2 protein-coding genes and 1 pseudogene are annotated in these 2,103 nt (G+C 62.1%); 1 reads left to right on the top strand and 2 read right to left on the bottom strand.

What is annotated here, in order from left to right; genetic code table 11:
- Both ENZ75_RS29830 and ENZ75_RS29825 read right to left on the bottom strand, forming a co-directional pair.
- A partial coding sequence (locus ENZ75_RS29830) for a homocysteine S-methyltransferase family protein (RefSeq protein WP_206617131.1) occupies positions 1 to 776 on the bottom strand: 776 nt, incomplete at its 3' end.
- A 129-nt stretch (positions 777 to 905) separates the two neighbouring features.
- The gene (locus tag ENZ75_RS29825) at positions 906 to 1,724 is read right to left on the bottom strand and encodes an alpha/beta hydrolase (protein ID WP_063170051.1); all 819 of its coding nucleotides are present in this window, start codon (positions 1,722 to 1,724) and stop codon (positions 906 to 908) included.
- A gap of 190 nt (positions 1,725 to 1,914) precedes the next feature.
- Here ENZ75_RS29825 and ENZ75_RS29820 point away from each other — a divergent pair.
- Positions 1,915 to 2,103: pseudogene (locus tag ENZ75_RS29820) on the top strand (ABC transporter substrate-binding protein); the annotation flags it as partial.

Below are 2,103 nucleotides of genomic sequence, written 5' to 3'. Positions count from 1 at the left end.
GGGTTGGCATGGCGCACCGAATGCCAGAAGGCGGTCGGCGTCTGGCCCGACAGCGTGCGGCCGGAGAGGTCCGTGATGGTGCCCGATATCATCACGGGCAGGCGCACGCCCTTCTCGATGAAGATCTCTTCCGCCGCGAAGATCGCCGCCTTGGCGTTCAGCGTGTCGAAGATGGTCTCGATCAGGATGATGTCGGCGCCGCCATCGATCAACCCGCGCAGCTGCTCGCCATAGGCGAGGCGCAAATCGTCGAAGGTCACGGCGCGATAGCCGGGATTGTTGACGTCGGGCGACATCGAGGCGGTGCGGTTTGTCGGCCCGAGCGCTCCGGCGACAAACCTTCGTTTGCCGTCCTGCTGCTCGGCCCGAACAGCGGCGCGCCTGACCAGCCGCGCGCCATCGCGGTTCAGCGCATAGACGGCATCTTCCATGCCGTAGTCGGCCTGGGCGATCGAGGTCGAGGAGAAAGTATTGGTCTCCAGGATGTCGGCGCCTGCGATGGCGTATTGATAATGGATCTCCTCGATCGCCCCGGGCTGGGTCAGGATCAAAAGGTCGTTGTTGCCCTGCTGATGGCAGGCGCAGCCGGCGAAAGCCTCGCCGCGGAATTGGTCCTCGTTAAACCCGAGGCCCTGGATCTGGGTGCCCATGGCGCCGTCGAGGATGAGAATGCGCTCGCGTGCCGCCGCTGTCAGCGCGGCAAGCACTTCCGGGCCGTCCGGTTTTGCCGCGACGGGGCCGAACAATGCGTCCAGCGAGGCAGAATTCTGCGACATTTTTTATCCCTTTGGCGACAGGCCTTTTCATGTCACATAAGGATATCTTTATGTCAATATACGACAGATGCGCGTGATTGTCACCCACCCAACGCGAAGGCGGGTCCGTGGCGCCGGTTTCCGACGGACCTACGCTATGTCGACGCTTGCCAGGAAGCGGGCGAGGACCGGATTGAAGCGATCCGGCGAATCCCAGAACGGCGCGTGGCCGGATTTGTCGAGCAGATGGGTCTTGCCTTCCCATAGATTGGAGAATTTCACAGCGGAGACGAAATCGGTGTTGACGAATGGCTCGTCGATGCCGTTCAGAACGGCGATCGGCGGCGTCTTGCCGGCCACGATCTCGCGCTGGTTCCGGCCAGTGCCGGCCGCGAACTTTTCGAACATCAGGCGCCGCGCCCGTCCATCGGTGCGCGCCACCGTGTCGATGAGAAACGGCTCGAACGGCTCGCCGCAAGTGCTGCGCGCATAGGCCTCCACGTCGGCGCCGGTGAAGGTCTCCTGCCCGGCGAGATGCATATGCGGGCTCGGCTTGAATCCGCTACCGACCTCCTCGGGCGAGACAGGCGGCGTGCCGGTGATCATCAAGCCAAGCAGGCCGGGAAAGCGGTCGATCATCTCAAGCCCGATATGGCCGCCGAGCGACCAGCCGAAGACGATGGCCTTGTCGATGCCGAGCAGCCCGAGCACTTCGGTCATGGCATCGGCATAGCCTTCCATGCTGTAGGAACGCTCTGGATCGATCGCATCGCCGGACGCTCCATGGCCGGGTAGGTCGGGAGCGATGAGGTGATATCGCTCGCCCAACGGGCCGTCCAACTGGTTGCGGAAAACGGCACTGGAAGATGAATTGCCGTGGATCAGCATGACAGCGGTTCCCTGGCCGCTGGTCTCACGCACCGCGATCTTGCCGTGGCTGGTTTCAAGGGTCTTCTGCGAGATCGTCATTGTCCGCTCCGTCGGGACTTGCCCTGTTTTAATGCAGTTGCGCAGCAAAGCGCCACGGCTTCCATACCTTTGCGGGAACCATCTTCCCGGCCAGGTTGCGTTGAAAAATCCTTTTCAAATAAGAACAATTATGCGTAGATTGTCAATTATCCAACTCCCGATGAACGGGAGGAAAACAGGGAACAGCACGATGAAGCCCAAATCCGCCGCAAGTCGAATCCGCCATATGCTGATGAGCACGACGTTGATCGGCATGTTTGCCGCATCAGCCGCCCCCGCCTTTGCCGACGTCGTCAAGATCGGCCTGCTTGCGCCGCTCACCGGCCCTGCCGCGGCGGACGGCCAGGAATTCCAGCGCGGCGTGCAGATGGCCATCGAC

The organism is Mesorhizobium sp. M7A.F.Ca.CA.002.04.1.1, from assembly GCF_004022805.1.
In the GTDB taxonomy this organism is placed as follows: Bacteria; Pseudomonadota; Alphaproteobacteria; order Rhizobiales; family Rhizobiaceae; genus Mesorhizobium; species Mesorhizobium ciceri.
This window is presented reverse-complemented; position numbering and strand designations above follow the sequence as displayed.